This window comes from Syntrophomonas wolfei subsp. wolfei str. Goettingen G311, from assembly GCF_000014725.1.
GTDB lineage: Bacteria > Bacillota > Syntrophomonadia > Syntrophomonadales > Syntrophomonadaceae > Syntrophomonas > Syntrophomonas wolfei.
The window spans coordinates 1505014-1529121 of sequence record NC_008346.1 but is presented as its reverse complement, the minus strand read 5'-3'; the positions used below and the strand labels follow the sequence as shown (position 1 = coordinate 1529121).

The 24108-nt window shown below is 34.8% G+C and carries 23 protein-coding genes and 2 tRNA genes; 24 read left to right on the top strand and 1 reads right to left on the bottom strand.

Annotated features, from left to right (window positions below):
- The 24 genes from SWOL_RS13555 (at position 1) to SWOL_RS06725 (ending at position 23511) form a co-directional block, all read left to right on the top strand.
- Complete coding sequence (locus SWOL_RS13555) at positions 1–2451, top strand: HD domain-containing phosphohydrolase (protein WP_049750109.1); 2451 nt, start codon at positions 1–3, stop codon at positions 2449–2451.
- A 217-nt stretch (positions 2452–2668) separates the two neighbouring features.
- Entirely contained in the window at positions 2669–4084 is a 1416-nt protein-coding gene (locus tag SWOL_RS06830; RefSeq protein WP_011640728.1) for a PAS domain S-box protein, read from the top strand.
- A gap of 174 nt (positions 4085–4258) precedes the next feature.
- The gene (locus SWOL_RS06825) at positions 4259–5557 is read left to right on the top strand and encodes a homoserine dehydrogenase (RefSeq protein WP_011640727.1); all 1299 of its coding nucleotides are present in this window, start codon (positions 4259–4261) and stop codon (positions 5555–5557) included.
- Between the two features lie 21 nt (positions 5558–5578).
- A complete protein-coding gene (thrB, locus tag SWOL_RS06820; protein ID WP_011640726.1) occupies positions 5579–6481 on the top strand; it encodes a homoserine kinase in 903 nt (300 codons plus the stop codon).
- A gap of 31 nt (positions 6482–6512) precedes the next feature.
- Positions 6513–7733, top strand: coding sequence for an aspartate kinase (locus SWOL_RS06815; RefSeq protein WP_011640725.1), 1221 nt, complete (start codon positions 6513–6515; stop codon positions 7731–7733).
- A gap of 58 nt (positions 7734–7791) precedes the next feature.
- Positions 7792–7869, top strand: a tRNA-Pro gene (locus SWOL_RS06810).
- Positions 7870–8022: 153 nt separating this feature from the next.
- Positions 8023–8943 carry a tyrosine-type recombinase/integrase gene (locus tag SWOL_RS06805; protein WP_011640724.1) on the top strand — a complete coding sequence of 307 codons (921 nt, stop codon included), beginning with the start codon at positions 8023–8025 and terminating at the stop codon, positions 8941–8943.
- A gap of 1582 nt (positions 8944–10525) precedes the next feature.
- Complete coding sequence (locus SWOL_RS15290) at positions 10526–10747, top strand: DUF5659 domain-containing protein (protein WP_041427452.1); 222 nt, start codon at positions 10526–10528, stop codon at positions 10745–10747.
- A complete protein-coding gene (locus tag SWOL_RS14315) occupies positions 10713–10886 on the top strand; it encodes a hypothetical protein (protein ID WP_155814160.1) in 174 nt (57 codons plus the stop codon). Before SWOL_RS15290 ends, SWOL_RS14315 begins: the two co-directional genes overlap by 35 nt.
- A 29-nt stretch (positions 10887–10915) precedes the next feature.
- Positions 10916–11125 (top strand): BhlA/UviB family holin-like peptide, encoded by a 210-nt coding sequence (locus tag SWOL_RS06795; RefSeq protein WP_041427451.1) that lies wholly within the window; start codon positions 10916–10918, stop codon positions 11123–11125.
- Positions 11126–11141: 16 nt separating this feature from the next.
- Positions 11142–11561, top strand: a complete 420-nt coding sequence (locus tag SWOL_RS06790) for a hypothetical protein (protein ID WP_011640723.1) — start codon at positions 11142–11144, stop codon at positions 11559–11561.
- Between the two features lie 26 nt (positions 11562–11587).
- A complete protein-coding gene (locus SWOL_RS06785) occupies positions 11588–12784 on the top strand; it encodes a DUF5309 domain-containing protein (RefSeq protein WP_011640722.1) in 1197 nt (398 codons plus the stop codon).
- Positions 12785–12886: 102 nt separating this feature from the next.
- Complete coding sequence (locus SWOL_RS15285) at positions 12887–13075, top strand: helix-turn-helix domain-containing protein (RefSeq protein WP_041427450.1); 189 nt, start codon at positions 12887–12889, stop codon at positions 13073–13075.
- Positions 13076–13224: 149 nt separating this feature from the next.
- Entirely contained in the window at positions 13225–14037 is an 813-nt protein-coding gene (locus tag SWOL_RS06775) for a hypothetical protein (protein ID WP_011640721.1), read from the top strand.
- A gap of 130 nt (positions 14038–14167) precedes the next feature.
- Complete coding sequence (locus SWOL_RS06770; RefSeq protein WP_207635272.1) at positions 14168–15190, top strand: hypothetical protein; 1023 nt, start codon at positions 14168–14170, stop codon at positions 15188–15190.
- Positions 15191–15585: 395 nt separating this feature from the next.
- Positions 15586–15978 carry a hypothetical protein gene (locus tag SWOL_RS06765; protein WP_041427449.1) on the top strand — a complete coding sequence of 131 codons (393 nt, stop codon included), beginning with the start codon at positions 15586–15588 and terminating at the stop codon, positions 15976–15978.
- The gene (locus SWOL_RS06760) at positions 15975–17543 is read left to right on the top strand and encodes a phage terminase large subunit family protein (protein WP_011640718.1); all 1569 of its coding nucleotides are present in this window, start codon (positions 15975–15977) and stop codon (positions 17541–17543) included. The genes SWOL_RS06765 and SWOL_RS06760 overlap by 4 nt, the downstream gene beginning before the upstream one ends.
- A gap of 15 nt (positions 17544–17558) precedes the next feature.
- Positions 17559–18884, top strand: a complete 1326-nt coding sequence (locus tag SWOL_RS06755) for a phage portal protein (RefSeq protein ID WP_011640717.1) — start codon at positions 17559–17561, stop codon at positions 18882–18884.
- Positions 18885–19751: 867 nt separating this feature from the next.
- Entirely contained in the window at positions 19752–20771 is a 1020-nt protein-coding gene (locus SWOL_RS06750) for a hypothetical protein (RefSeq protein WP_011640716.1), read from the top strand.
- Between the two features lie 185 nt (positions 20772–20956).
- Positions 20957–21424, top strand: coding sequence for a helix-turn-helix domain-containing protein (locus tag SWOL_RS06745; RefSeq protein WP_011640715.1), 468 nt, complete (start codon positions 20957–20959; stop codon positions 21422–21424).
- A gap of 95 nt (positions 21425–21519) precedes the next feature.
- Positions 21520–21861: a hypothetical protein gene (locus SWOL_RS06740; protein ID WP_041427448.1), complete on the top strand. Its 342-nt coding sequence runs from the start codon at positions 21520–21522 to the stop codon at positions 21859–21861.
- Complete coding sequence (locus SWOL_RS06735) at positions 21861–22208, top strand: hypothetical protein (RefSeq protein WP_011640713.1); 348 nt, start codon at positions 21861–21863, stop codon at positions 22206–22208. The genes SWOL_RS06740 and SWOL_RS06735 overlap by 1 nt, the downstream gene beginning before the upstream one ends.
- Before the next feature lie 12 nt (positions 22209–22220).
- A complete protein-coding gene (locus SWOL_RS06730; RefSeq protein ID WP_011640712.1) occupies positions 22221–23336 on the top strand; it encodes an Ig-like domain-containing protein in 1116 nt (371 codons plus the stop codon).
- Positions 23337–23431: 95 nt separating this feature from the next.
- A tRNA-Pro gene (locus tag SWOL_RS06725) sits at positions 23432–23511 on the top strand.
- Positions 23512–23552: 41 nt separating this feature from the next.
- On the opposite strand, the gene SWOL_RS06720 is transcribed toward SWOL_RS06725, so the two are convergent.
- Positions 23553–24098, bottom strand: coding sequence for a DUF2726 domain-containing protein (locus tag SWOL_RS06720; RefSeq protein WP_011640711.1), 546 nt, complete (start codon positions 24096–24098; stop codon positions 23553–23555).
- Between the last annotated feature and the right edge of the window lie 10 nt (positions 24099–24108).

The window sequence follows — 24108 nt, the reverse complement described above, 5'->3', positions numbered from 1 at the left end:
GTGCCGGTTGATGGGAAAAAAGATGAAGATGAAGTTCTTATACTCCTGGAAGATCTTAGTGAAAGAAGGCAGATGGAAGAAGCCTTCGTAGATTCAGAACACCGCCTGGCCCTCATAATTGATTTTCTGCCTGATGCTACCCTGGCCATTGATTGTAATGGCCGGGTAATAACCTGGAACCGGGCCGCTGAAGAAATGACTGGAGTCAGAGCCAGAGAAATTATCGGAAAAGGAAATTATGAATACGCTTTGCCTTTTTATGGTTATCGCCGTCCGCTTTTGCTGGATCAGGTGCTGTCAGCCAGTGCTGAGTGGCAGCAAAGTTATACCGTATTGGAGAAAAAGGATCGTATCCTGAGTGTGGAGAACTTTTATCCCGCTGTTGGGGAGAGTGGAGCCTATCTCCGGTCTACGGCAGCGCCTTTACTGGATGCCGATGGAAAACTTATCGGTGCCATAGAATCGATTCAGAATGTGACTCAGAAAAAACGGGCCGAAGAGATTACGGCTATACAGCGGGATCTGGGTATTTCTATGATAGCAGTTAATGGAATGGAAGAAGCTTTGTCCATTTGTCTAAACTCGGCATTAAAAATCAGCGGAATGCATGCTGGAGCCATATTTCTGGTGGACAAAGGAGGCGACAAGTTGACCTTATCGGTGCACAGAGGTCTTTCTCCGGGATTTGTTGAACAAGTCAAGACTTGCGCTTTTAATACTGAATCTTCTCTATATACCCAGGCTTTATATTCCTCAGCAGATGAACTGACTGCATATTTTGGCGATATTATTCTCCAGGAAGGCTTAAAAAGTATGGCGATTATACCCATATATCATAAAGATAAGATGCTTGCTTCTTTGAAGCTTTCTTCCCGGATAATTAGTATGGTTCCAGAGCATAGCCGTCAGGCCATAGAGAATGTGGCTAATTATATAGGAACTATAATAGCTCGACTGCAGGTGGAAGAAGAGTTGCGGGAGAGCGAGGAGAGGTATCGGCAATTGGTGGAGGTGTCTCCTGATGCTATTGCGGTTCATATCAATGGTCGGATAGTTTTCATCAACCATGCCGGTGCCCGGTTGCTGGGTGCAGAAAAAGTTGAGGGCATTCTGGGTAGAAGGATAATAGAGTTTATACATCCGGAAAGTCGCCAGGTTTATATTGATTTGATGGAACCATTGGCTGCTAATGGAGTATTCCCCTTAACGGAAATGAAAATAATCTTGATTAACGGTAGAATAATTTATGCAGAAGTTACTGGTGCTGCTCTGGTATTTGAGGGAACGCCTGCTGTGCAAGTCATTGTGCGTGATATTACAGTGCGTAAAAAAGCACAATATGACCTTTCTCGGGAAGTATACAAACTTCGGGTACTATATGATCTGGCTGTGGCTATGTCATCCAGTCAAAGCATGGACGAAACCCTGAAGCTCACCGCAGACAAGAGCAGGGAGCTTTTCGCGGCTGATTGTATCTTTATATTCTTGATGGATGAAAATAAAAGTGAAGCATTTCCTCATACCCTGTCCGGCAATAAATTGACAGAATGGCTAGAAGTCAGGATACCATATGGAAAAGGCCTGATTGGTATGGTTGCCGCCAGTGAAAGTGGATATATCATAGAAGATTATATCACTAGTCCTCTTTTTACCCACATTTTTGACGATCTGGTGCTGGAAGAGGGCCTGATTTGTGGTTTGGCGGCTCCTATTATAATCGGAAATGATTGCCTGGGAGTATTGGTGGTAGGCCATAGAAAACGAACTGTGTTAACCGAAGCCAATCTGGACACCCTTACCTTGATTGCTAATCTGCTAGCAGTGGAGATTACCCGCGATCGGGCTGAAGAAAGCCTGCAAAAGAGTTTGGAACATTTAAGAACAGTGTTTGAATGTACAGTCAACGCTCTTTCCATAACTGCAGAGAAGAAGGATCCCTATACTGCAGGGCACCAGCGCAGGGTAGCTTCCCTGGCCTGTGCTATTGCCCAGGAAATGAAACTTCCCCAATACTATATTGATAATGTCAGGACCGCTTCTATTTTACATGACATTGGCAAGCTACAGATACCTACTGATATACTTACCAAACCCGGAGGCTTGACGGAAATAGAAAGATTATTGGTAAAAACCCATCCCCAGGCAGGATACGAGATTGTTAAAACTATTCCCTTTGCCCAGGCAATATCCACTGCTTTATTGCAACATCATGAGCGAATGGATGGCTCTGGCTACCCCCGGGGCTTATCCGGCGAGGAGATTCTTTTGGAAGCAAGAATACTGGCTGTAGCTGATGTGGTGGAAGCCATGGCGTCCCACCGGCCTTATCGGCCTGCATTGGGAATTGAATCAGCCCTGGAGGAGATAAGATGCGGAGCTGGAACAATATATGATGCAGAGGTAGTGGAAGCTTGCTTGAAGGTTTTTTCTAGTAATAATTTTACTTTTTAACAGCAAATATATTTCTAAAATCTATTCTCTATTTTTGACGATAAATCATGAGTGATTCTATTGCAAAAAGTTATTATATTTATGCAACCCTTATGCAACAAAAGGGGTTTTTGTAGTGGAACCATGGGTTTATTATAATACTTTAGATCCTGCTAATTATTTATGAAATTTTTATCTCGGTAATAGGAGAAAACTTTATTGTCCGGGGAGGTTGCGAATGATTAATAGGGCTTTGATTAATAATGCCAAAAAGTTTCTGAATATTCTGGCAAGTATTGAGGATGGCTATTATGAAGTAGATAAAGCGGGAAACCTGGTTTTTTTCAACCAATCTTTGCAGGAAATGCTCGGCTATTCCAAAGAGGAACTGCTGGGTATGAATTATAAGCACTACATGACAAACGAGGATGCTAAAAAGGTATTTAAAACCTATAACCTGGTCTTTCGTACCGGAGAGGCGGCTAAAGGATTTGACTGGCAGCTCATAAGCAAGTCAGGAAGAAAGCTCTATGTTGAAACCTCGGTTAGTCCAATTTTTGCTGCTGATGGGGAAATTACCGGTTTTCTGGGGATAATTCGTGATATTTCCGAACGAAAAAGAACGGAGCAGCAAATAAGGGAGTCAGAGCGCCGACTGGCGGATATTATCAATTTTCTGCCTGATGCCACTTTTGTCGTTGATATAAAGGGCAAGGTTATTATTTGGAATCAAGCAGCCGAAGAAATGACCGGGGTCAAGGCTGAAGATATAATAGGTAAAGATGACTATGAGTACGCCATCCCTTTTTTTGGTTATAAAAAACCCATGCTAGTAGATATTGTAATAGAAGAATCGACTTATGCTCATAACTTAATACCTGGTATAGAAAGGAAGGGACACACTCTTATCCAGGAGATATTCTTCCCGTCTGTAGGCGATTCCGGTCTTTATTGCTGGGCCACAACGGCTCCGCTTTTTGATGGCGAAGGCAATCAAACTGGTGCCATAATTTCATTGAGAGATATTAGCCGTCGTAAGCAAACCGAAAATGCTTTGCAAGAAAGTCTTGAAAAAGCGCAAACTATTCTTAGGAGTACAGTTAATGCACTAGCCATAACCACTGAAAAAAGGGATCTTTACACGGCAGGGCACCAGCGCCGAGTAGCCCAATTAGCTACTGCCATTGCCCGGGAAATGCAATTTCCCGAAGATATAACCCGGGGTATTTATATGGCAGCTACTTTACACGATATCGGTAAAATGCAGATATCTTCAGACATTTTAAGCAAGCCGGGTGAATTGAACGACATAGAAACGCTTTTGGTAAGAACTCATACCCAGGTAGGTTATGAGATAGTTAAAACTATTCCTTTTGAGCTACCGGTAGCCGATATGGTTATCCAACATCACGAGAGAATGGACGGCTCCGGTTATCCGCAGGGCCTGGCCGGATCTCAGATTATGCTGGAAGCTCGTATCTTGGCAGTAGCTGATGTGGTTGAAGCCATGTCTTCACACCGGCCTTATCGCCCAGCTCTGGGTATAAGCCTGGCTCTGGAGGAAATACGGAGCCATCGGGGAACTTTATATGACCCGGATGTCGTAGATGCCTGTTTACGACTTTTTGACCGCGGGAAAATCGATTTTCTATAAGCTTCTTCTTTATTCACCTTTTTTAGCCCACTACTTTCTTCATTGACTAGCTTATGTTACTATTTCTTTGAGTATCGATATTAAAGCCTCCATAGAACAGTTGGCAAAACGATTGGAATAAGTGCCGGGTTTTGGTTCAAGTTTGTATTATCAGTAAAAACAGGAGGAAATCAAATGATTGGTGTAGCTTTGCTCGGATGCGGTACTGTAGGCTCCGGGGTAATTAAATTATTGCAAAAGAATAGTGAAATAATTGACAAAAGAATAGGGGAATCGATTGTAATTAAAAAAGTCCTGGAAAGAGACACAGAGAAATGCCAGTTGCTGGAAATTAAAGATGAGCTGATAACTCAGGATATTCAGGAGATTCTCGATGACCAGGATATTGCCATAGTGGTTGAGTTAATTGGGGGAATAGAACCTGCCTTCTCCTATATCATGGCAGCTTTAGCCCGAGGAAAGCATGTGGTAACAGCCAATAAGGATTTGATAGCAATAAAAGGGAAAGATATTTTCGACCGGGCCAAGGAAAAAGGGGTAGATTTCTATTTTGAAGCCAGCGTTGCTGGGGGAATACCCATAGTATATCCCATGAAACAATCCCTGGCGGCCAACCAGATCCAAGAAGTTATCGGCATCTTAAACGGCACAACCAACTACATACTCAGCAAAATGAGCCAGGAAGGTCGTGATTTTAATGAAGTTCTGGCTGAGGCTCAGCAACTGGGTTATGCTGAATCTGACCCGTCTGCAGATGTAGATGGACTGGATGCGGCTCGCAAGATTGCCATTTTATCATCAATTGCTTTCAACAGCAGGGTTACCCTAGATGATGTATATGTGGAGGGAATACGATCGATTACGGCAGCTGATATCCAATATGCCAAAGAATTAGGTTATGTGATTAAGCTTTTAGCTATTGCCAAGGAGAACTCTCAGCAAAAAATTGAAGTTCGGGTGCACCCGGCTTTTCTACCCAAAACTCATCCCATGGCCGGAGTAAACGATGTATTTAACGCCGTATTTTTACATGGAGATGCTGTGGGGGAAATTATGCATTACGGGCGGGGAGCAGGACAAATGCCAACAGCTAGTGCAGTATTTGGGGATATTATTGAAATCGCTCGCAATATCTTGCATCACAGCAATGCGCGTATTGGTTGCAGCTGTTATGAAAATAAGGCAATTATGGACATCAAAGAATTGGAAGGCGAGTATTATATAAGAATGATAGTAGAGGACCGGCCAGGAGTTTTGGCGGGCATTGCCGCTGTTTTTGGGAATAATAATGTCAGTATCGCGACCGTCTTGCAAAAGACGAGCAAGCAAGGTTGGGCTGAGCTTATTTTAATTACTCACCGGGTTCGGGAGATACATCTAAGGGATTCACTTACTGTACTCAAAGGGCTTAGTATAGTAGGTGAAATTAAAAATGTAATTCGTCTGGAAGGAACAGATAGAGAAGTAGACTAATATTATACAAGAAGGGGTGCTATGTTTACTGTTAAGGTTCCGGCCACAAGTGCCAATCTAGGACCGGGCTTTGATACTTTAGGTTTGGCCCTGCAATTATACCTGGAGCTCAAGGTGACAATAATTCCGCAAAGCACCAGGATTAGATTTTTTGTCGATGGAGAAGAATATCCAGAAGAAATCTTCGGAGATAACCTGGTTTACCAGGCTATGAAAAAAGTATTTGCGGAAGCTGCTGTTGTAGAAGCTCCTGGACTGGAGCTTACTATCAATAGCTCAATTCCACCGGGGAAAGGCCTGGGAAGCAGTGCCGCTGCTATTGTTGCTGGCTTATATGCGGCCAACGAAATTCTGGAGAAGAGATTTACCCAGGAGGACTTAATTAGCTGGGCGGTGGAAATGGAAGGGCATGCTGACAATGTTGTTCCTGCAGTGGCGGGAGGACTTACTACCGCTATGCTTTATAGAGGAAATGTATATTATCAGCAATTTACTTTTCCCCCGGAATTAAAGCTGGTTGTTGCCGTACCTGATATCCAAATATCCACTGATGAATCAAGGCAGCTGCTGCCGAAAAAGATTGATTTTATGGATATGGTAAATAACTTGCAACGAGCCTCCTATTTGTTGGCCAGTTTGATTAAACATGATTTTCGTTATTTGCCAGCAGCAATGGATGATGTGATTTTTCAGCCCCGGCGCAAGCAATTAATCCCCGGTTTTGACAGGGTGTTTTCCCAAGCCCTAGGAAACGGGGCAGTAGGAGTTGCTCTCAGTGGTTCAGGATCTTCTATCATCGCTTTTTGCCAGCAGGAAGAAAAGAGAGTGGCAGAAGCTATGCAAGATGCCTTTGCTGCATCCGGGATCCAAAGCCAGTTAATGATATTGGCAGCTGATCCGGATGGAGTAAAAGTTTTAAGGTAGTGTAATCTTATGGATTTAGGAGTGAATTATCTTGTCACTAATAGTAGCAAAGTTTGGTGGAAGTTCAGTTGCATCAATAGATAAAATCAAGCATATTGCCGGACGGATTAAAGGAATGCGCGATAAAGGCGATGATATAGTTGTAGTTGTCTCCGCCATGGGTGATACCACGGATGAGCTGATTGAACTGGCCAGTCTCACCGGTCATGATTTATGCAAACGGGAAATGGATATGCTTCTAGCTACTGGAGAGCAGCAATCAGCTGCCTTACTGGCTTTGACTCTAAATAATTTTGCTTGCTCGTCTATTTCATTAACCGGTTGGCAGGCGGGAATAAAAAGCGATGACAGCCATAGTAAGGCTCGGATTACCGGAATTGAAACCGGCCGCATAAAAAACGAACTGAAACAGGGTAATGTGGTTATTATAGCCGGTTTTCAGGGCCTGTCTCCCCAGGGTGATATCACAACTTTGGGGAGAGGGGGTTCCGATACTACTGCAGTGGCCCTGGCTGCTTGTCTTGATGCTTTGCGCTGCATGATATTTACCGATGTTGAAGGAGTGTTTACCGCTGATCCCCGAATAGTAAAAGAAGCTAAAAAACTACCCCAGATATCTTATGAAGAAATGTTGGAAATGGCCAGCCTGGGAGCGGGAGTACTACAACCCCGGGCGGCGGAATTTGCTATGTTGTATAATGTTGATGTGGAGGTTCTGAGTAGTTTTAGTCATAATCCTGGAACCATAATAACGGAGGTAGCCAATATGGAAAATCATAGAGCAGTAAGTGGGATAGCGCATGATTTGAATTGTGCTCGTTTTGCCTTATTTGATGTGCCCGACCAACCGGGCATAGCCAAAACCTTATTTAAGACCCTGGCTGCTGAAAACATTAATGTAGATATAATTATCCAGAGCGCTATGAGAGATGGACGCAATGATATTGCCTTTACCATTGAGGAAAAAGAGCTTTCCAGAGCTATTCCCGTGGTGGAAGGATTGGTAAAAAAAATCTGTGCTTCGGGTATGACCTACGGAAATGATGTAGCCAAGGTATCGATTGTCGGAGCGGGTATGCAGAGTAATATTGGCGTAGCCGCTGCTATGTTTGAAGCTCTGGCGGACGAAGGTATCAACATACATATGATAAGCACATCAGAAATCCGCGTTTCCTGTGTTATTGACGAGTGCCATATCAAAGCTGCGATTAAAGCTCTACACCGGAAATTTGAGCTGGATAAGATAGAGTAAATATAGGGTTTGGAGTTCTTGACGAATACCTGCTTCTGTTATACAATATTCTTTGCGTCGGGGTGTAGCTCAGTTTGGTATGAGCGCTACGTTGGGGACGTAGAGGCCGCTGGTTCAAATCCAGTCACTCCGACCATTTAAGTAATATTGGGATTTGCAAGGGTTTTTAAAGCATCAAAAAATGTTTTGATATTTTAAGACCACAATTCTTTAACATAAGACCACTAGGTTTTTTCTTAGTAAATGTTGTGTACTCACAGCATTAAAAAGAAGAAAAGGAGTGGTTTTTTTGTTGCTTAAATTTGCTATTAAGGAATTTCAGGAGGATAGGGAATTCCGACAGATTTCTAAGGCAACACTGACTAATTACATGGGATGTTTAAAGGAATTCCATACCTACTGCCTTGAAAAAGAGATTATTGAAGTTACGGACATTACAAGCAATACAATAAAATCCTATCTTATTTATTGCCAGAAGGAACGTGGCAATAACCCCACTACTATCAATTCTAAATTACGATCAATTAAAATCTTCTTTAATTATCTCCAAGAGATTGAAATATTCAATGAAAAAAATAATCCTATCCATAAGGTGAATTACATTAAAGCCAATGTAAAAATTGAAGTATTTAGCGATAAGCAGATAAATGAAATGTTATCTTACTACCGAAGAATTAAAACCAGAGATAAATCCCTGTATGCCTACAGAGACAGTACCATAATAATTACTTTATTGGGTACGGGTATGCGCCTGGGTGAATTATGTAACCTTAAATGGAGTGATGTTGATTTTGAAAACCAGCATATTATTTTATTTGGGAAATTACAAACTCAAACATCAATTCCTATGGCAGATAAGTTAAAATCTGAACTTCAGGAATATAAATTGTTTTGCCAAAAGCAATTTGGAAAATTACCTATGTTTGTATTTGTAGATAGAACAGGTAAACCCTTATCCCCTAATGCGGTAAAAAATATGTTTAAACGCTTAAAACAAATTATGAATTTCCCAAATGTTCGTTGTTGTGCTTATGACTTCAGACATACTTTTGCCCATAGATTTTTGATGAATGGGGGAGATGTATTTACACTCCAAAAATTATTAAGACATTCATCACCAGCAATGACAGAAAGATATTTAGCAATATGGGGGACTGCTTTACAAGAAAGGGCAAACCAATTCAATCCCCTTAATAAATTCAATTTGTAAACAAGGAAAAGGAAGAGGGATATTAATAATTATCTCTCTTCTTTTTTTTTGTTTTATTTAATCAATAAAACCCCTTCTAAAACACTTCAAAATTATCTACCTTACCATTCCTATTACCTGATACCTTATCGTTGAAATTTGAAGCAATTTCATTTGTAAATACAATAGTTTTTTGGGTAAATAATATGTATGATGAGCAAGCGGAAAACAATTAGAAAAAAAGAACAGGATATTATGAGGAAAAATAAAAATTCTGTATGTTTAGAAAACCCTTAGAAATCCCTATATATCAACACTATTTAAAAAAATAAGTATTTGTATGTAATGAATATATATATAAGTTCTAATCACTTAGAAAACCTCTCCTAATCCCACTATATAGGAATTTACTTGTGATTTTTTCAATTTTCCTTATTATGTAGTATTTATCAGTATGGATATAAAACAAAAAATTTTATACATTTAGAAAATCGCTAGAAATGCCAATATATAAGGGTTATGTAAAATGTATAATTACTTGTATATAATGAATAAGAGTAGTAATATTGGTACTTAGAGTTACTTATTTACATTTATTGGATAATGGTCTATGAAGGGAACGGATATAAAATAGACAAAAATTTTGTAGGAGTTGTTGGAAGGAAAAAGAAAGAGAATTATGGCGAGAAAATAAAAGAAAAATAAGAAATGTCCACTTTTAGAAAATCCCTAACAATCCCAATATATCAACATTCCTAAAAAAAATAAGTATTTGTATGTAATGATATAGATAAGATGTCCACTTTTAGAAAATCCCTAACAATCCCAATATATCAACATTCTTTAAAAAAATAAGTATTTGTATGTAATGAATATATATAATAATTTTATACATTTAGAAAATCCCTAACAATCCCAATATATCAACATTCTTTAAAATGCAAAAATATACATAAAAATACATTCTATTACAGTAATATTGGTACTTACAATAGATTATAAATGTAATTTTTCATAATGGTCTATGAAGGAAACGGATATAAAATAGACAAAAATTTTGTAGGAATTGTTGGAAGGAAAAACAACTAGAGTGACAAAGAGAAGTATGGCATAAATATAAGCATAAATATAGGTCTGCTAAAGTAATAGAAGAGTCCTAATAACCCCAATATATCAACATTCCTAAAAGTGCAAAAATCCAAAAAAACACATTCTAACCTAGTAGTGGTGGTATTTTGAGTGCATTTTTTTCATAATGGTCTATGAAGGAAACAATAGAAACTTTACCATTTAGAAAACCCCTTCTAACCCCACTATATAGGGATTTATTTGTAATTTTTTCAATTTTCCTTATTATGTAGTATATAACAGTAAAATATCACTTGCTTATTTATTGGTACATAGAGGGCTAAAATAAAACCTTGTATATGAGTATATTACAAATTCAATTTGATATTATCCCTTCGGGGTTAATATATAGTGTTTTCCATTTAACTTATTCTTCAATCTAACTTAACGTTATTATTTTTATTAAGGGTGCTTAACTTCAAGCACTCTTATCCTTTTTTTTTACTTAAATTTTTAAACGAAAGAAGGTCAACAGATGCAACCATTTTATATTAAATCGCAACGATTAGCAGGTTTTCTTATGATGAGGGGTTTTGTGCTTCATAGTATGAAGATGGATATAAATTCAAGAAGAAATATCTTTTTATTTACTAAATCTGATGAACTACTAGAAGCAATAGAAACCTACAAACAAATAAAACAAACGAAGGAGGATGCAACTAATGGAAAAAGTAGAGAAATTAGAACGCAGAATTGAGGAATTGGAAAATAAATTACACAGTATGAAATTCGATATGATGCACCTAGAAGCCCGTCTAACAAATTATAAATTGGACAATATCAATATGGGTCTTTCACTGTCAAATCAAATAACCGCTACTAAAATAAAGAATTAACTTTTAAAAATTTGAAATGAGGTGGTGAGATGGATTTACTAAAACCAGAGATAATGCAGATGATTTTATCGCAAGGAATATTTGCGGTGCTTTTCATATGGCTTTTAATGTCCGAACGCAAAGATAGTAAGGAACGTGAAGAAAAATTAATGGTTCAATTAGAAAAGAATTCAGCAGTATATGAGAATGTCATTCAAGCGGTAAATAGTTTAAAAGATTTAATAATGAAACAAAAATAGAGGAGGAATTTATCTAATGGAATTTACACCTGAACAACAAGAATATATTAATAACCAAATTGCAGAAGAAAAAAGCAAATGGGAAACTGAAATACTTGCTCCTATACAAGCAGAATTAGAAGGATTAAAACCTGTACCTAAAACTGATAAGGAAAAAGAGATTGAAACAAAAGAGAAAGAATTATGGGCAAAGGAAAAATCCCTACACATTAAGGAAAAAGGATTATCTGATTTTGCTGATTTTATCAATGGGGAATCTATAGAAGATTTGGATAAGAGTATTGAAAAACTCAATGCTATTCTGGAAGCAAAAAAATTAAATAATTCTTACATTCCAGAAGGTCATAAAACAACTGATGCTTATTCAGTTGCTGAGAAGAACAAAAATGTTGAAGGAATGATAGGCAGTAAATTGTCTAAATTATTCTCTAAATAAATTGAAAGAAAGAAGGAATGAAAATAATGATAAAAACGACTAACTTTACTGATTTAGAAAACATCAACTTAACTAAAGAAATTTCTTTGGTTAGCCCGATGGATTGTCCATTAACAACTATTATTATGGGTAAAGGGTATGATACTACCGGAAGTAAGATTGTAACTTGGAGAGAGAAAACTCTTGATAATACAGAAGATATTTCTCAGGTTGAAGGTTCTACTACTAATACCTTCCAATCTTCTGCAAGGGCAGAAAAAAGTAATGTTTGTGAAATCTTTAAAAAAGCAACTTCAATAAGTGGTACTGCCGATGCTTCTAGCATTACTGGTGTATCAAATCTTTTTGCAGAAGAAATTAATGATCGTCTAATTGAGATGAAAGTAAATATTGAAAAGAAACTTATAAATGGAACTAAAGATGATGGTTCTACATCTCCCTATGTCCGTAAAATGGACGGTTTGCTTGCTTTTGCACTTCCTGAAAATATAGTTAAAAGTCCTACTATTACAGAACCTAAAATTAAAGAAACTGTAAAGAAATTATGGGATGCAGGGATGTCTTCGGGAACTTATATCGCTATGGTAAATGCTGATTTGAAGGAAGATATTGATGCTCTCTATGCTAATAAATATTCCTATATTGCTCAAGAATCTTTGTTTGGTTTAATTGTTTCTAGTATCCAGACAAATTATGGAACTATTAAACTGGTATTAAATAGACATATGCCTACTGATAAAATGGTTGTATTCGATCCCGCTTTTGTCAAAATATCTTATCTAAGACAACCGCATTTTGAATTGCTTGCAAAAACTGGTGATAGTATAAACGGGCATGTAATTGCTGAAATGACCTTGAAGATGCTAAACCAAAAAGCCATTGCAGTATTTGAGATTGATGTAGTTGCTCCTATATTATCCGGTGCAACCATTGACGATACTAAGAAAATAGTAACAATTACCATGAGTGAAAAAATAAGTAACGCAACTGCTTCTATTGCAGCCCTAAAAGAAAAAGTAACTGTAGCAACTGATGGAACTACATTTGCAGCCCTGGGTGCTAGTGATAAAGTTGCTATTACTAACGGAAAACTGGTAGTAACATTTAATTCTGCACTAAGTACCGCAACCAATAAGATTAAAGTTGGTGCTGATGCTCTTAAGGATAGTGCTGGAAACAAGAACGCTGAATTTACCACTGATGCTATTGATGCAACGGTTTAGTATTTAATAAGGTAAATATTATGGGGGTACGCATAATCTGCGTATCCTCATTTTATTTTTTACTTAACTTTTTCAATTTTAAATAAAAGGAATGTTTGTCAAATGAATATTTTTTATGAAAATGAACGGCAATATTATTCTGCTATTCGCAGAAAGAAGAAAATCAAATTACGACAAATTGCTGAAGAACTCAAAGTAAGTGTCCCACTTTTATCAATGTGGGAATCAAACAAAACAAATATGAGTTTACAGAATGTCACACATTACAAGCAAATTATAGATAACAAATGAAGGGAGATGAATTAATGTTTGTGGTCGAAATGAGTATGAACGGATACTCACCTTGGAGCGTTGGAGGAAAGAGAGGTGAAACCGTTTATTAACTAGTAATAGTTAAAATTTTAATTCACAATCTTCCAATAGACAACAACATATGCTAAATGGAAAATAAAATTAAGGAGATGTTTCCTAATTGGTGTAATGACGATAAAAAAAAATATGAATTAATACTAACAGATGACATTGACAGTTTGGTCAGTTGCGCATTACTCAATAAAATAAAAGGTTATAAAATAAATTACTTTTATGATTTTGAAACTGTTTATAAGATTAAAGATTCTGATACTCCGGCAATTGCAATAGATTGTGATCTGGTGAATGGTAGATGTTGGAGTAACCATGTCACGATGCTATCAGCAAATGATACAGTCAATTCTAAAAGTGCCAATCTAAATAATGTATTAAAAATATCAAGAGAGAATTACTATCAAAAATATTGTGGCAGCACAGCCATGCAAATATGGAGTTTTTATGATTTACCTCTTCCCGAATCAGAAGAAGGTAAGATGGCACTACTAGCAATTGATGGTGGATATTTAGGATATTATGATAAACGTTTTATTAATATACATTCAAAATATCTCAATATGTTGGGATTTGATGAACTTATAGAAGTTTTAGAAAGACATACAAAAAGCGAATTTTATGACTTTATACAAAAGCATAATTTACATAAAAAAATAGGGGTTAATAGAAATGGAATCCTTACTACTCAAATAGACCTTGCAACTTTGCAGGGTCTTTTTAATTTGGATTTATCTCGTCCTGAGAAACCATTTTATATTAGTAAAGAATTATCAAGAGATTGGCCTACAAATTTAATGTCAAATAAAACATATACAAAAGATGACTTCCCTGATATGTTTTCGGTTGCTTTAATTTATCGGAACAAGGTGGTATTTACAAAAAAATAAATAATGTGTAAAATGGGAGAGTAAAAAACAAGAACAAAAAGAAGAAATTATAACAAATGAAGGGAGATAAGATTTAATACATATGCAAAACGTACTACAAAAAAATATTAAAGATGAATTCGCACGAATAGTGGAAAGAAATTTGTCAATAGGAATGGCAGTTAAAAATTATAAAATCATGTGTGATTTGTTAGATGAAGAAGTTAAAGATGGCAATAGAAACAGAAAATTTCAGATGGAAAAATGGAAAAGATATTTTGACTTCAAAAAAGTTGGTCATAAATTTATAATCCTAGAAATATATGATCAACCATTGGAGAAAACCGATAAAAGAGCAAAAGGCAATAATAAGGAATATATTCAGCATATTGAACTATTACTATTAAGTTATTTATCCAAACAAAAAGGATATAGAGCCAGTTTTACAGTTAAAAAATTATTTCTTATGCTAAGTATGATTAATCAGAATTACATTGATAAAAATTATAAAGAAATAAAGGAAAATAGTATTACAGATGTTACAAACTATGACATTAACCATTTTTACCAGCGATCCTATCAAAAGTTAAAAGAAATACTATTTGGTTCTTTGAGGAATCTGGAGAATAGAAGATTGATTGACTATACCGAAAATACGGTAATTAACATAAGAGAAATTGTGGATGGAAAATTAATACAAAATAATAGAAGATTAGCAACTGATGATGAGAAAAATTATATTAGAGATACTCAGCGTCAAGTGCTAAAGGAAATGGGATTAGAAATCATAACACAAGTGTATCTAAAGTTTAAAGCGAAAGAGTATTTTGATAGAGTCAATGAATTATTATGGGAAAGATACGGTATTCATTATTCATACACAGAAATTGATATATTATTTACCCATAAGTATATAGTTGAAGCATTGGAGGAAGCAGAGATTTTGGCACAAGAGAAAAAGTTAAATGATAAGGTAATAAATTACATGAACAAACAAGCAAAAAACAATTATGAAAAGAACCAGCAAGAATATAAAAGAGAATATGAAAAATTAATTGATAGTTGGATTGGAGAAGTTTCTCCGATTGAAGTTGAAAACTTAAACTTATTTCAACTACAAGATACATATTTAGATGCACAAATGGAATTAGCAGAAATATTAATAAGAGTATAAATATTTACCTATAGTCCTACAGACGGTTTATATCACTCACTTGCGTTCGTGATTCTGCGCAAGCGCAGGAATTAATTTTTTATTTTATTTTGGAACTTTAATATTGTACTAGAAAAAATTTGGTACTTTAAAACCTATATTATATAAGAGTACTAATTAAGGTTATAAAGTACCAAATTTTAAAATGTAAAAAATAAATAAAATACAAGTTCCCCCAGCGGGGGATAATTCGGGCGCAGCGATAGCAAGCACGAATATAGGGGGGAGCCGTCTGCAAGACAAAAGTTTGATGTAAACGGTACTACATATATAATACCTATTGAGTATAAAATCGTACATTTTTTAAAGGGAATGGTTTAATGCCATTCCTTATTTTATTTATAGGAGGTAAACAAATGACATTAGATAAACAATTGGCAAAAACTCCATTAAAGTATAGAAGATATTTTCGTTGGAAATATAAATTACCTGTAAGGGGTCGGGTATATGTTGATCGTCCACTTGAAGAAATAATGAGAATTGATGGGGTGAAGAATAAAGAAACATATTATTCTTGGGAGAAAACAGAGCAGTACAAGCATTTAATTGATTTATTAATTCAATCTCATGCAGCCAATGATTTGATTGATATGTATAATGCAATGCTGGATAAAGCAAAAAAAGGTGATGCTAGAGCAGTTAATACAGTGATTAAATTACAGAAGTCCATAGCACAAAACATTAAACAAAACACCAATAATAATATCATTGAAGATGATGAAGAAGAAGAAGATGATCTTATAATATGAAAAAAGAAACCAAGTTAGAGAAAATTAATAATGACTTTTTTCTTTGGGCAAAAAACTTTATTAAGATTATTGATAACAATGGTAATTTGGTAAAGTTTGTACCCAATGAGCAACAGGTGGACTTCTTTAATAATATGGATAAATTTAATATAATCGCTAAAAGCAGACAGTTAGGATTTTCCAGTTTAGCGATTATTTATTCTTTGTGGATTGCTTGCACTAAGCCAAATACCAATTGTCTGATGGTAAGTTACAATGTTGAAAGTACACAAGCACTCTTTGAAAAAATGAAACAGATTTATTCTGATATACCAGATAAGTATAAACCAGCAGAAAAGCGTAATAACCGTATGGAATTATATTTAGAAAATGGTTCAAGGATTATGGTTAAGACCGCAGGAGTAAAATCACTTGGTAGAGGAATGAATCTGCAATATATCCATTTATCAGAGTTTGCATTTTATCCAGATGACCAACAGAAGGATGCTTTAGTATCGTTGGAGCAAGCACTGGCTAAAAATATGGATAGTAAGATAGTAATTGAAACAACTAGTAACGGATATAATTACTATCAAAAATTATTTACCAATGCTTATAAGAGTAAACAATCTAAGTATAAAGCGTTTTTCTATCCTTGGACAAGTAGTGCTACTGCTAATCAATTCAAACATGAATTAAACATAGCAGAAGATTGGTTTAAGGTTAATAATCATAATCATAGATTAACCCCTGAACAATTGGATATAGATGAATTGCCATTATATAATGCTAAAGTTAGTTTGAAAATGATTATGTGGAGAAGATGGAAGTTGCAGGATATGACATTAGAGGATTTCCAGCAAGAATTTCCTTTTACTCCTGAAGAATCATTTAGAGCAACAAGCAGAAGTATCTTTAATGAACAAGCAATAAACAATAGAGTGACGAATTTAATACCACCATTGCGAAAAGATGAATTAAATATTACCCTCCCTGATACCCTTGCTAGATATTACGGTAAGGGTTTTTTTATGTTTAAAAATATTAAACCAAACCAGAGATATTATGCAGGGATTGATACCGCAAGTGGTAGTGGTGGTGATAATTCTGCAATTAGTGTATTTAATTCTGATGGTGAGCAAGTAGCAGTATTCTATGATAATAAAATACCTATATATAAATTTAGTGATGTTGTGTATGACTTAGGAATGATGTTTAATTATGCTTTTCTAGTAGTTGAGAAGAATAGTTTTGGTCAATCAGTGATAGAAAAATTGAGGGCTGAAAGGCAATATCTAAATATGTATAAAATGAAAACCTTTGATGATCGGGGTAAGAGAAAATATACTATTGGCTGGATAACTACCAGTGCAAGTAAACCTAGATTAGTACAGGATTTTAAAGAACAATTTGAAAAGAATTTAATTCTTATTAATGATATATCAACACTAGACGAAATGAAAATATTTATTGAAGCAGATGGTAAAACATCAAATAAGCGTGGAGACGGAACTAATCACGATGATTTGGTAATTGCTTCTGCTTTAGCAATACAAGGTATGAAGTGCGGAAAATGGTATTTGTAGAGGGGGATGTGAATAGTGAATTTACAAGATTATGTAAATAAGTATTATGATAGTGATGACAAATGGTTTATGCAATTTACTTCAGAATATGGTAATTGGGAACGGATAGCAAATATTATTAATATTAAAGAATACTTGAACGGCAAACACGCTATTTTAAATAGAGGTGTGGAGATGTGGAACGGTAAGGAGTTTCATCCTAGAACAATAGTTTTAAATTATGCTAAAACGATATTGAATTTTAGTACAAGTTATTTGCTGAAAAATCCGGTAACTATATCAGGTGATGAAGAATCTGTATCTATTATGAAAGAAATTTATAAAAAAGGAAATTATAATAAAATAGATTGGGATATATTAGATAAAGTATGTAAGTACGGTAGTATTGCTGAATACGTTTACATTGATAAGAACGGGGAAATACAGAGTAAGTTGATTAATCCTGAAGATAGTTTTCCAGTTTATAATGATGAAAATGAATATATCGGATTTGTAGAGCATTATACTTCAATTAATGGAATAAGTTACTGGAATGTATTTGATGAGAATACAGTCAAAAAATATGATGATTTTGGCGGAGAAGTGACATTCAGAGGGGAATTTCATAATCCTAGTGGATTACCGATTATTTATAAGAATAAAAATGAAATGGACGAAACAGCAGGTAGAAGTGATTTGGAGGATTATGTAAATATTATTGATAACCTGGAAGATTTGATTAGTAAATACACTGATAGTATTTATAAATTCGTGAATCCTATTCCAGTAGTGGTAGGCCAGAAATTAGGTATTGGTAAAAACGGAGAAGGTGCTATTCCTGCTAATCTTGTGGGAAGTGGTATTAATTTAGATGATGGTGGTTCTTTTGGATTTGCTAATGGACAATTGGATTATAAGAGTTTTGAAAGCGTATGGAAAATTCTTTATAATAGTTTATTGCAAATATCAAGTGTCCCTGCGGTAAGTATGGGGGTACAAGATGTAAGTAATTTAAGTGAGGTAAGTATTAAATTAATGTTTTCTTTGGCTGATCTTAGAGCAGGTATGAATGAAATGTATATGAGAGAAGGAATGGAGTTTAGATTTAAGGCGATTGAATCATTACTTAAAGCAAAAGGTATAGTGATTAATTCTGATGCTTTAGACGTTGTATTTGAGTACAGTAGGCCAATGAATAGAACAGATATTATTAATGATTTAGAAACTTTAAGGGGAATAGGTGCTATTAGTTTACAGAGTACATTGGAACAGTGTCCTATGGTTTATGATGTGGCAACAGAATTAGATAGAATTAAAGCAGAAGGTAGTAATGTTGGTAGTGAGGATGATAATGGGGAATAGATGGTTTAATTAAATACTATAATGCATAATTGCATTAAAAGTTAAATATATTAGTGGTTGGTTTTGGATGTAAAATATCCCCGAAAACACGCCTGTTAAATTAAAGAGAACACTTGTTCGATTAAATTAAAGAGAACATTTGTTCGATATTTAAAGAATATTATATGGCGAACACTCGTTCTATTTGACACTATACACAGAACAAGTGTTCGATAAATTATGATTGACTTATCCATATATTCTTGCTGTATATTTATGCACTCGCTTGCATAAAAATTGCGTAAATAATGCTCCAACTTCCTTTAATGAATATTATGTAAACTATTACTATGCCATCAAATCCCTATATATTGGGCTTTGCATAAAATTCGCTTAATAAATGGAAATTATCTGCTATAAAACTGGTAATTTTATTAATATTTCTATACATTTTTTATTCATTCTTCTGAGCCGATCAATACGACATAATGTAGTATTATATTGTATTAGTATTAATTAAACATGATAAAACGTTAGTTTGGTGTTGATTAATGATACACAACTACATTATGTATCATTGTATTCTCTAATAGAAGGTAGATGGCATGATTATATAGGCAAAAAACATTGCTATATACATTGATATTTGCTTCCAGATTGAACGTTTATTCGTTGGAGGTATGAAAGGTTAGGGCTGATGAATTAAGAAGGTTCTAGAGTGGTTTTTTGTTGATTATATGGATACCCCTATTGGCATAAATCTTGCTTTATCTATTCCAATTTTACACGTTCAAAAAAATGTCACATTTCATCTAAGAAAATCGAATCTATTGTAAATCCCTAATATTACCTCTAATCTAAAAGAAAAGATATTGAGGAGTGTTACAAGTGAAAAAATTAATTATAACAAGTAGTATATTATTTATTGCCGTATTTGTCTTGGTTTGTTGTAATGCATCATATGCTAATGACTTAATACCGTTGGCAAATGTTGCGACAACAACCAGCGGTGGCGGCGGTAGCGGTAGTTCTTCTGGTGTTAATATATTTCCTCAAAAATTCAATGTACCATTTGATAAAGATTGGACTATAACATTTAATAATGACGTTATTCAAACAGGTTTAACGGACAATATTTATGTACTTGATGAATCAGGGAAAAGAGTAGATAGTTTTTCAACAGTCGTAAAAATAATTCCTGGTTTAGATAAGAAATCAATTATTGTTAAAGCACCAATTGTTAACTCATCCTATGGCACTTATATTGTTGGATGGAAACCTATAACAACTTATACTTTATGTGTAGATAATGCATTTTGTGCATTAAATGGTAAACCGCTTACTGAATTAGTTAAAATGAAATTTTCGATAATTGATAAAACACCAGGGACTATAATAGTTTCTGAAGTAGGTCAAGTAATTATGCCTACTACAAGTACAGGAGAACCTAAAATTATCATAGATGCAAATAAAATAAATGCTACTCCAAAAACTATTGTTAAAGTACAAGTTGGTCTTTATCCCTCGCGTACTTTAACTTATGGTGCTACGGTATACAATGGGCGTAGTGGTTTTATGTATAATAAGTTTGGTGCCTGGACAAAAGAACAACTTGAATCTGCGACTGTAATTGTAGGAATTAAAAATAATGCTGATTTCCAATATGGGGAGAGTTTCACTGGAAGCGTTATAAATGTAGATACCGTTAAAAAAACCATAACTTTTAAAGACAATGATAATACTAGTATACTAAGTTATGATGGGGAATATTTGAAAGTAAATGGGATAAATAGCACATTAGACCAATTTACATCTAATTTGAATGTAGGCGATGTGATTAACTTTTGCCGCGGAAGTGATCAATGGGATCAAGATTATTTTAATATTATTTATGTAAATAAGAATTAAAAAGCATAGTGGATACTGTCCAATATACAATAAAAAATCAAGTACCAACAATTTTAACGCCTTTAACCATAGGCGTTATTTTTTATGGTGCTTTTTCTTTCCCACCCCTTGTAAATAATACCTTTCTATTATAATATATTATTAATAGTAATTAATAGAATCATATTATTTTAGGAGGGGTTAGAATGTTTAATATTGACACCGATATTAACTCAATAAACCAAAAACTCAAAGAAGGTAAAACCTTAAAACAAATTGCTGAGGAATTAAGCATTGGATATTCCACAATCAAATCCAAATTAAATGAAGCAGGATATAAAAAAATAAACGGTCAATATATAATACAAAATAATAATAATGTATTATTACCTACTCCAGATGCTGATGAACCAAAACAAATAAAACCTGATATTATTAATGACATTCTTTTAAGATTGGAAGCAGTAGAAAAAATAATAGGAAATAATATAAATGACAAAAAAACTATTATTATTAACCTTCCAGAAGCAAAAGAACACGTTACTTCATTTGCTATTAATGATATTATCCTTCAGCAATGGAAAGAGTTTTGCAGCAAGAACAAGGGGTTTAAAAACAAGGATTTGATTAATCAAGCAATGATTGATTTTATGGATAAATATAATAGTGATTAATAGATTTATATTATAATACAAACATATTAAAAACATATTATTTTAGGTATACTGTATTTCGCAGTATACCTTTTTTATTGAAAGGAGAAATTCTAATGTTATATATCAAAGATAGATTACCTATCACTGAACAGGATTTACAATATTTCATAGGTAAATGGTTTCAACATTCAGATGATGAAACAATAAGCAAAAAGGAACGCTATCATTTCAGTGTGAAAGATAATATTATATCCGTCACTTTTGCAACTACCCATTACTATGAAGATGGAACAACAAGCAGAAGTGCCACAGGACTCGATTATGTAAAAATGCAACAATCATTTAAAAACCATCCCACATATCATTCCTATAACCAAAACATTGTTTTTGATGGTGAATTATTCTTTATGGAGAATTGCAAAAATGATCAGAAGAGATTAGAGGGGGTTATATAATGACAAATTCAGAACGCTTACTTATGGAGATAAAAGGTATAGACCTAACTCCTGATGAAATTAATATTTACCTAACAGAAAATTCATTAAATTCAACAGATGAATATATCCCTACTTCAAATACTAATAAACGAAATATTCTTAAATCAGCATTATCTATCCTCGAATCAGTAGCAAACCAACCTGCTTTGATGAAAGATTATAAGCAGGATGATATATCAATATCCCAATTCCATGAGAACCTACAGAATCGTATTGACCAATTAGAAATAAAAATTAGACAGATACCGGATGATGCTAATACCTATCAAGATGGAGCATCTTTTTTTATGATGTTTGCAAATTAAGGAGGTGCGACATTGTTTAATTACTTTCAATTAAATGATCCTAAAGATTTTAAACACCTTCTTAATATGGCAGGACAAGATATTTTAATAAATGGTAAACCTGCTAGAGCATTGATAACTAACACAAATTTAACTGAATCTAAAGATAATAGAAATATAACCACACTTGAAAATATAGAAAGTGGCTATTTGATTGATTATGATGATGGGAAATGGCTAGTTATCAGTGAAGTTAGTGGTAAACGATATAATAAATATAAAGGTATTATGCAGAAGTGTCATAATACTCTAACTGTAAATATTGCAGGAATCCTACATCGTGTGCCTTATGTCGTAACAAACAAGGTTAATCTAAATATTGATGTAACATACTATTTGACTGTTTTAGAAAATGAAATTTATATTTTGGTGGCTAATAACACTATTAATTCTAATATTCAACTGAATGACATTTATAAGATTGGCAGATTTAACTATAAGGTAATAAGCATGGATGATATTAGTAGACCTGGATTATTACTTATGAAAATGAAATATTCTGAAGAAGGGCAAGTGCTTCCTAATTATTCCATAACCATCTTGAATGGGGATACTTTAACAACTGATACTGCTACTCCTGTTCAACTAAATGTAGAACAAAAAGATGGGGAAACGGTTTTAACTAATCCATTACCAATGGTTTTTACAAGTTCAGATATTTCTATTGCAACGGTTGATTCTACTGGAATGGTTACACCTGTATCAGTCGGTAATGTGACAATAACCGTTTCCTTTGAATCAGATACAACTGTCAATGATTCTATTGTAATTACAGTTGAAGAAGTGGAAGTGCCAGAAACCTATACATTGGAATTGATAGGTGATACTGAGATAAAACAGAATCAAACTAAAACTTATACCGCTGTAAAGAAAAATGGTTTAGGTGATATTGTTGAAGGAGCAACATTTGATTTTAGCATTGATCCTGAAACTACTCCTGCTGATAAATATACTCTTACTGTTTTAGATAATACTCAATGCAGTATTAAAGCCAATGGTGCAACATATTATATTAATCTCATTGCTACTGATAGAACAGATAATAGTTTGACGGTGAGCAAGCGAATTTGGCTTAAACCTTTATTCTAAACCTATGACCACTTGATTTTTAAATTAGTACACTATATTATTAGAGATACTAAGTAAAAAATCTAGTGGTCAAGATACTTCAATTATTGATGTAATGGGGTATATAGTGGTTGGTACTTATATCGCTACGTTGGGGACGTAGAGGCCGCTGGTTCAAATCCAGTCACTCCGACCATTTTGTATTTTCTGGGCTTTAAAAGCAATTAGGGGCCCAATTTAAATATTTAGTCCGGCTTCGCGTAACTTTGTTAGCAGACTACTGGAAGAAGGCAAATCGTCCAACTTAATTATCAGGTAGCGAAGGCCAGCCGTTTTTATGCTCCGTATACTTAACTGATCAGGTTCCGCTTTTTTGTTTTGTGAGTTATTGGTGAGGATTAATAACAGCGGCTTTAGGTTTTGCTTTTCCACTATTAGCAGGTCTACCGCTCTTTCCCGAAGACGACGTTTGTATTCCGCCCGGTTGGGGATATTGGGGTTTGGGGTTAGCAGGTCAGCCAGTCTAACTTTGGGAAAAACCTTATAATTACTATCGAACAGAATGCTATCAAGCATCTGAAAAAGCAAGATTTCCTCTCTGGAAAGCAGGCTTTCGCGTTGGCGACTGGAGATTTGATTCAAGTCTACCCAGGCATCACCCAGGTCTATAATGGGTCCTGAAGAAGAAGCTTTTTTGCTACTGCTGCTTATATTTTCCTTGACAACATCTACGATTAACTTGGCTAGAATCAGTCCCAGGACGGCGATAATGGCTTGTCCCATAGAAATTACC

Bases quoted from the DNA above. Each gene is read 5' to 3' on its own strand.
- SWOL_RS06735 (WP_011640713.1), top strand. From the start codon at position 21,861: ATGACAAATTCAGAACGCTTACTTATGGAGATAAAAGGTATAGACCTA.
- thrB (WP_011640726.1), top strand. From the start codon at position 5,579: ATGTTTACTGTTAAGGTTCCGGCCACAAGTGCCAATCTAGGACCGGGC.
- SWOL_RS15290 (WP_041427452.1), top strand. From the start codon at position 10,526: ATGCAACCATTTTATATTAAATCGCAACGATTAGCAGGTTTTCTTATG.
- SWOL_RS15285 (WP_041427450.1), top strand. From the start codon at position 12,887: ATGAATATTTTTTATGAAAATGAACGGCAATATTATTCTGCTATTCGC.
- SWOL_RS06795 (WP_041427451.1), top strand. From the start codon at position 10,916: ATGGATTTACTAAAACCAGAGATAATGCAGATGATTTTATCGCAAGGA.
- SWOL_RS06825 (WP_011640727.1), top strand. From the start codon at position 4,259: ATGATTGGTGTAGCTTTGCTCGGATGCGGTACTGTAGGCTCCGGGGTA.
- SWOL_RS06740 (WP_041427448.1), top strand. From the start codon at position 21,520: ATGTTATATATCAAAGATAGATTACCTATCACTGAACAGGATTTACAA.
- SWOL_RS06765 (WP_041427449.1), top strand. From the start codon at position 15,586: ATGACATTAGATAAACAATTGGCAAAAACTCCATTAAAGTATAGAAGA.
- SWOL_RS06775 (WP_011640721.1), top strand. From the start codon at position 13,225: ATGGAAAATAAAATTAAGGAGATGTTTCCTAATTGGTGTAATGACGAT.
- SWOL_RS06745 (WP_011640715.1), top strand. From the start codon at position 20,957: ATGTTTAATATTGACACCGATATTAACTCAATAAACCAAAAACTCAAA.
- SWOL_RS06790 (WP_011640723.1), top strand. From the start codon at position 11,142: ATGGAATTTACACCTGAACAACAAGAATATATTAATAACCAAATTGCA.
- SWOL_RS14315 (WP_155814160.1), top strand. From the start codon at position 10,713: ATGGAAAAAGTAGAGAAATTAGAACGCAGAATTGAGGAATTGGAAAAT.
- SWOL_RS06830 (WP_011640728.1), top strand. From the start codon at position 2,669: ATGATTAATAGGGCTTTGATTAATAATGCCAAAAAGTTTCTGAATATT.
- SWOL_RS06760 (WP_011640718.1), top strand. From the start codon at position 15,975: ATGAAAAAAGAAACCAAGTTAGAGAAAATTAATAATGACTTTTTTCTT.
- SWOL_RS06785 (WP_011640722.1), top strand. From the start codon at position 11,588: ATGATAAAAACGACTAACTTTACTGATTTAGAAAACATCAACTTAACT.
- SWOL_RS06720 (WP_011640711.1), bottom strand. From the start codon at position 24,098: ATGGGACAAGCCATTATCGCCGTCCTGGGACTGATTCTAGCCAAGTTA.